This is a genomic window from Chimaeribacter coloradensis (assembly GCF_002858715.1).
Classification (GTDB): domain Bacteria; phylum Pseudomonadota; class Gammaproteobacteria; order Enterobacterales; family Enterobacteriaceae; genus Chimaeribacter; species Chimaeribacter coloradensis.
This window is the reverse complement of sequence record NZ_PJZH01000054.1, coordinates 1-6149: the sequence shown is the minus strand read 5'-3', so window position 1 is coordinate 6149 and position 6149 is coordinate 1. Positions and strand designations below refer to the sequence as shown.

Annotated in this window: 7 protein-coding genes and 1 pseudogene; 2 read left to right on the top strand and 6 right to left on the bottom strand. The window is 48.7% G+C overall.

Annotated features, from left to right (window positions below; genetic code table 11):
• Positions 1 to 20 precede the first annotated feature (20 nt).
• A complete protein-coding gene (gene copM, locus CYR32_RS21000) occupies positions 21 to 314 on the top strand; it encodes a CopM family metallochaperone (protein WP_420912856.1) in 294 nt (97 codons plus the stop codon).
• Positions 315 to 549: 235 nt separating this feature from the next.
• Here copM and CYR32_RS20995 read toward each other — a convergent pair whose 3' ends face one another.
• The 6 genes and pseudogenes from CYR32_RS20995 to CYR32_RS20975 form a co-directional block, all read right to left on the bottom strand.
• On the bottom strand, positions 550 to 2673 hold the full coding sequence (locus tag CYR32_RS20995; protein ID WP_175578841.1) for a tyrosine-type recombinase/integrase: 2124 nt from the start codon (positions 2671 to 2673) through the stop codon (positions 550 to 552).
• Entirely contained in the window at positions 2673 to 2993 is a 321-nt protein-coding gene (locus tag CYR32_RS22020; protein ID WP_273759487.1) for a site-specific integrase, read from the bottom strand. The genes CYR32_RS20995 and CYR32_RS22020 overlap by 1 nt, the downstream gene beginning before the upstream one ends.
• Before the next feature lie 16 nt (positions 2994 to 3009).
• On the bottom strand, positions 3010 to 3666 hold the full coding sequence (locus CYR32_RS20990; protein WP_277621952.1) for a tyrosine-type recombinase/integrase: 657 nt from the start codon (positions 3664 to 3666) through the stop codon (positions 3010 to 3012).
• A 73-nt stretch (positions 3667 to 3739) separates the two neighbouring features.
• A pseudogene (locus tag CYR32_RS20985) lies at positions 3740 to 3967 on the bottom strand (Y-family DNA polymerase); the annotation flags it as partial.
• A gap of 62 nt (positions 3968 to 4029) precedes the next feature.
• Positions 4030 to 4428, bottom strand: coding sequence for a S24 family peptidase (locus CYR32_RS20980; protein WP_101827022.1), 399 nt, complete (start codon positions 4426 to 4428; stop codon positions 4030 to 4032).
• Positions 4429 to 4443: 15 nt separating this feature from the next.
• Positions 4444 to 4743 carry a TrfB-related DNA-binding protein gene (locus CYR32_RS20975; RefSeq protein ID WP_233453724.1) on the bottom strand — a complete coding sequence of 100 codons (300 nt, stop codon included), beginning with the start codon at positions 4741 to 4743 and terminating at the stop codon, positions 4444 to 4446.
• Positions 4744 to 5267: 524 nt separating this feature from the next.
• Between CYR32_RS20975 and CYR32_RS20970 the strand changes: the two genes are divergently transcribed.
• Positions 5268 to 5954: a replication initiation protein gene (locus CYR32_RS20970; RefSeq protein WP_101827021.1), complete on the top strand. Its 687-nt coding sequence runs from the start codon at positions 5268 to 5270 to the stop codon at positions 5952 to 5954.
• Positions 5955 to 6149: the final 195 nt, after the last annotated feature.

The window sequence follows — 6149 nt, the reverse complement described above, 5'->3', positions numbered from 1 at the left end:
TTGTTCTGCCAGTTGCGGCTATGGCCCAGAAGTCAGAGATGAAGATGACGCAGGACATGCATATGTCTCCAGCTTCAAAAGAATACATGGCGGGCATGCAAAATATGCACCGCGGCATGATGGATGCGATGAAGGAGCAGGATGCAGACAGGGCTTTCGCCAGAGGCATGGCAGAACACCATAAAGGCGCGATAGCCATGGCCGAAACAGAGCTGAAGTACGGAAAAGATCCTGAAATGAGGAAAATGGCTGAAGATGTCATCAAAGCACAGAAGGCTGAGATTGAACATCTGGAAAAATGGCTGAATAACTAGCTTACAGCTGACATCAGAAGACTGCGTTTCAACCGACCGACAGGGCCCCTGAGAGGGCCCTTATTTATCTTTTATAAGGCAGAAAAAAGAAATAATCCAAACCGGAATGACTGCGGCAAACAAAAAGAGGTACTGCTCAGTGAATAAACGTTGACGGCTGAATTTCTGTTACGACACAGAACTCACGCACTGTGCTGCTATTTACCTGAAATAATATGCTGTCCGGACAGGTGTTTTACCGGATGAGAACCTTACCGCTTTTTCTCAGAGCAGCCTCCAGTTTTTCCGTATCTCCCTCCACGATGGCTCTCTCGTCAACCGTCAACGGCACCTCCTCCAGATATCTTTTTACGGACGCCTTACTTTCGAGCAAAAGTCCTCTTGCACTCTGTTTTGGCAGATTAAAGTCACAACCGATGCACGCCATCCGGTGCGGGCAGTTGCTCCAGAAAGGATTCATACAGTACGAATCGCCGAGATCATAATATATTGCCGGACCGGTGAGGCTGACGGCAAGCGGATCATGGTCAATCAGCACGCTCATCATATGCGCGACCCGGTCCGCCTTCACAAAAGAGGCTGCCAGCTGTGTCGGCCGTATACGAATATAATGCATCGTAGACTGCGGCGAAGAGTGACCTGACCACTGCATCAGCTCGTATAGCGACATGCCCTGAGGAACACTGGCCAGTGCTGTCACGGCAGAAGCACGGCCGCGGTGACTTGTAATGGGACCGCGTGAATCTTCCACAGGCATACCCGCTCTGGCGCAGAGAAGCGGAATGACAGTGAGATTTATTATGTTCCTTCCCACCGGTTTGCCCCGGTACTGAAACAGGAAACGGACCTTTTCACCGGTGCGCTCATCCGTAAGTGCTGCCTGCTCCTGAGGACGCTCACTGAGCCAGATATCGACATATTTTTTCACAACAGACGAGACTGGCTTAACAAAAGCTTTAGAGGTTTTACCGGCTGGCACGCTGAGATAGCACAGAGTGCCAGCCGGGATAGCGCTGCCGTTTTCCTGCAGAATGTCATCCGCCTGTGGAGTAACGCAGTTCATTGCCAGGCGTATAAGTTCGTTCTGTCGCAGCCCGGCATGTGTCCAGATCACCGCCATAGCCTGAAGCATAGACAGGGGGTAATGAATTTCGCTCAGCAGGTCTTCCTTACGCAGATTCAGGCTTGCCCAGACCAGTTTCAGCCAGACCGGATCATCAATGACACGGGGGTTCACGCCCTGACGAAACAGCGGTGTGTCAGGCGTGGAAAGATGACGGGCCGGACTGAATTTTAATTTCCCCCATCCCCAGCTTTCATAATCAAGCATAAAACGGCGAACTGCATAAACAAACCGGCTGCGGGAATGGGGCATCAGAGGCTCTCCAGAGCGGCTTGATCGCCTGCCTCCTTTATGGGTGTCCAGTGATAGCCCATCCACTTTCAGTCTGCCAACCATTGAAATAAAGCTGGCGCAGGTTTCCATTGTCCAGTCAGACGGCTCGCATATTTCCGGCTTTTCCCGGGCAAGCCACAGGCCACAGCGGAGAATGAAACTGTACTGATTTTCCCTGGAGCGAGGGCGGAGTACCGACGTTTCCCGCCACTTCCGGCACCACCGGGCCCAGTCAGGCGCGATACCTTCTGTTGGCTTTTCATGCCATTCTTTATAATTACGCATTCTCAGGGGGCTTTTTATAATCCCCATAGCAGCAAGCGCATAGGATATTTTCCCTGTAACTCTTGCGATTCCCCGGTCGTGGCAGTTCTGCCCCCGCCACAGCAGATCTGTCGTAAAAGTTTCAAGTTGCGGATCATTGTTCATCAGCATCAGAACACCCAGCATGCCCGACAGATTGTGTTTCTGATTCTGCCCGACATATCCCAGTGAGATCAGAACGTCGTTCAGCCGGTTAAGTTCATGGCTGACAAAGCCCCGGCCATAGATGGCACTCGCATAAAGTGACGGTGCGCCATGCACTGGCAGGCTGAGCGCAGAGGGAAACGGGCCGAGATGAAAGGCAAAGGCGACCAGCAAAGGCCTGCCAGAACTGTGTTGCTGACAGAGCGTTAACCATCTTTCCTGCGTCCACAGCCAGCAGGGTTGCCCCGCCCGGTGCGTTTCTGCCAGAACGGCAAGTATGATAATTCTGACCAGTCTGGCACTGATACTGCTGCGCGAAGCAATATCCTGCAGGGGCAACAGTAAAGACGGCAGGGATTCCGGCTGGTCTAAAGCAGCTGACCGTCGATAGCCTGTACTTATTGCTTCCCTTTCCTCAGGACTTAATGCATCACTCAGCTGATAATCTGTGCGTTTAAAAGGTACATAGGTGACGCTGGCTGTCTTTTCCTTCATCAGTATGTCGCCGCCTGAAAAATAAGCCCGGCTACTTTTTTGTCGGTTTCGGCCACGGCTGCGGTTATCCGGCCAGCCAGATCGGAACCTGACAGATGGATATAAATCTGTGTAGTGCGCGGATCCCTGTGTCCGGCATAAGTCGCCAGCTCATGCAGCTTCCAGCCGGCCCGTGCCAGATGAGTCAGACGAAGATGGCGGAAGGTATGTGTTGTAATGTGTAGAAGCCCGGTATCCAGAGCCCATCTGCGTACGGTTTTACTCCAGTTCCACACAGAAAGGGGGGTGCCATAGTTACGATCAGAAAATGAACGGAACAACGCACCCTGTGTCCAGTCAGCCTGCCAGCCGTAGCTGTTGGAAATGATTTGCCAGTACCCGCGCAACGTCAGCGCTGTAGCAGACCATTCTTTCCCGTCTGTTTTTCGTCGTCTCTGCGCGGATGCGTATCAGGCGGTGAGCCAGATCAATGTCCTCAAGCCTCAGAGCCGTCACTTCCGTACGCCGGAGCGCGCCATAATACGCCAGAGCAAGCATCAGCCGGTCACGCAGGGACGCGGCAGAAACGTGTTTCAGGAACCTGAGCCACTGCCCGTCATCGGGAATAACGGGGAGGCGGGTGATACGTGGGATCAGGCCTCGCCCGGTATAAATGGCACCAGGCAAACCCGAACGGGGTAACGGGTTGAGACGGCAAATATCCTGGTAGATCAGAAAGTCATACCAGAGGCGAAGAGCTGAAATGCGCAACTGGAGTGTGGCGCTGGCAACGGGTGACGGCATATCAGGGAGCTGAGGGCGGATATATCCTGCAATGTCTTCAAAGGAAGCCCTTTCAGGAGCAATATCGTGTATTTCACAGAAGGCAAACAAATGCGTCAGGGCACTTCGATAGGCTTTAATAGTTGAGCTGGCTCTTCCTAAATTCGAAAGAATTTTAAGCCACTGCCCGGCCAGCAGCAAAGCCGAAGTGGAATGTGTTTTTGTGTTCACGGCCTTCCCCTTTCAGTTCAGGACAACTGGCTAAAGTCTATACCGCAAATGTTGCATTCCACTTAACTTACTAAAGCGCATAGTTGCTGGAGAAAATATGAACGCCTTTTTCACGGAAAAAACGCTCATTTTTGAACAACGGATTGCCCATTTTAATGCCTAAGGCCTTTGCCTCAGCGGAGCGAGCAATCACGCAGCCATCGTTGTTCGAAACCACACAAACAGGTTTTCCACGCAAATCTGTTCGAAAAGTTGTTTCACACGAGGCATAAAAATTGTTGGCATCAGCAAGCGCAAACATGATCAAACTCTATATATACTGTTTATAGATACAGTATTTATTGAGTCTGAAATCTTTGCAAGTTACTCGTTTGATAGGTCTTGAGATACAGATGTGACCTGGGAGAAGCCCTGTCCGGCTAAGTCTGTTAACACGTAAGCAATAACGCCCCAGATAGGTAATTCTGCACTTTCATTGAGTGGGATGATAGAACTTTGGTTTGAAAGCACTTGGACAGACGGGACTGGAGTAAGAAGCAACTTACAAATTACTAATTCATTATCTACATTAGCGATGACCAAATTATCATGCTTTGGCTTCAAGCTGCGATCTACAGCAAGCAAGGATCCTTTTAAGATTCCATGTTCTGGGTAATCACTCGTACATTCCCAAACGTATGTTGAGGTTGGTGAAAGCGAAACAAGATTAGTAAAATCGATACGTTTTTCAGCATAGTTTGTAGCAGGAGATTGAAATGCCATAGCCTCATCCGGTATCTATAATTTATCTTTATTTATCGGGTACTTAGATGCCAACTCTTTTACTCGTTCAGCTTCTTTCTTAGGAAGCCATAAATTAACCAGTTCTAAGTCTTCGCCATCATTAAGGGTAAACTGCTGGTATAGCTCCCAGATCCTTTTTACAGCATTCGCTACGTTTTGCTTTGTACGGTCAACACGGATAGCTACATCAGCTTGCCGCTCTCCTTTAACCAGAACTGCATAACCAATTTCAGTGGTGATATGTGCAAAAGTAGACATTATGGGTGAAAGTCGATCCCATTCCTGCTGCGTCATTTGTCTTTTCTGCGCCATAACTCACCTAAGTATCTACATATTTTGAAGGCTAAGTGTAATGCTGAATTTGGTCAACACAAGTATAAAGTAACTGTACTTGAATGTTTTCACTTGATGCCTTTAGCGAAAACCGTGAGGCAGTACAAAACTTGTTTTGTGCTGCCGAGGGGTTGACCGACAGAGCAAAGCGGCGTCGGTTTCAATGCTAATGTGACTTATCCACTTATCCACAGCGCTAAATTTTAAAGGCTTTTTAATTAGTATTTTAAGGCTTTTTAAGGCTTTTTAGGGGTGGTTAAGGCATTGTATTTAAAGGGGAAATTGTGGTTGATTCTGGGAATTGCCCCTACTTTATGTGGGAATCAGCCCTAGATCTTATGGGAAACAGCCCTAGTAGTTATGGGAATCAGCCCTACTTTTTGTGGGAATTGGCCCTAGTTCACATTGAAGTTAATAATTAGTTGACTTGTGTGTACTGGCTGGTATTGTGGGGGTCATAAATTAACCCACATAAGGCAACGGACATGGCTAATGCCCTGAAAAAAAAGATAAATGTTAAACAGTCTAACGAGCTAACCGAGGCTGCTTATCATTTATCTTTGAAAGCAAAGCGTGTTTTATGGCTCTGCCTTATGCAGACTTATTTCACAGATGAAGACGAGTCTGCTAACCCTGTTTTCACCGTTGCCGTCTCGGATTATGAAGATATTTTCAACGTAACCCGAAACCAAGCAAGCCGTGATGTTAAAGAGGGCGTGTTTGAACTGTCACGTTCTTCCATCATTTTTTACCCCAAAAGCGGTCGTCATGATGTTATCGCGCGCCCGTGGCTGACTGAAGCCGGCGGCAGATCGAGTAAAGGTTTATGGGAGATCGAGTTTAATCATAAAGTTTTGCCTTACCTGTATGTTCTTGGCAATCAATTCACAACCTATTCATTAAGAGATTGCGGAAGCCTCAAGAACCCCCGGACCGTTCGGCTTTATGAAAGCTTATGTCAGTTCAGAAGCTCTCAGATATGGGTTACTTCGCACGATTGGTTATCAGAAAGGTTCATGTTACCTGACTCTCAGAAAGCAAACCTTGCAGAGCTAAAGCGAACATTCCTTGAGCCAGCTTTAAGGCAAATAAATGATAAAACCCCTCTGAGCGTATCTTATCAAGCTGAGTCTAGCGGCAAGTTGATATTTAATATTCATCAAAAACAGTAATTTATTGTTTAATTTCAATCCTGTTGCTTCAATTTGCCCTCCTCCTGCCTAATCAAGCCCTGCTCAAAAAGTAGGGCTGTTTCCTACACCTAGCACCGGCGCGCTGGCTGCGGTGCCCGGCGGCCCGCAAAGTAGGGCTGTTTCCCACATCTGGCGCCGGCGTGCCCGCTGCAGCGCCTGGCGGCCCGCTAAGTA

Coding starts and splice junctions, on each gene's coding strand:
- CYR32_RS20995 (WP_175578841.1), bottom strand. CDS start 2,673: ATGAAGGAAAAGACAGCCAGCGTCACCTATGTACCTTTTAAACGCACA.
- CYR32_RS20970 (WP_101827021.1), top strand. CDS start 5,268: ATGGCTAATGCCCTGAAAAAAAAGATAAATGTTAAACAGTCTAACGAG.
- CYR32_RS20980 (WP_101827022.1), bottom strand. CDS start 4,428: ATGGCATTTCAATCTCCTGCTACAAACTATGCTGAAAAACGTATCGAT.
- CYR32_RS20975 (WP_233453724.1), bottom strand. CDS start 4,743: ATGACGCAGCAGGAATGGGATCGACTTTCACCCATAATGTCTACTTTT.
- copM (WP_420912856.1), top strand. CDS start 21: ATGGCCCAGAAGTCAGAGATGAAGATGACGCAGGACATGCATATGTCT.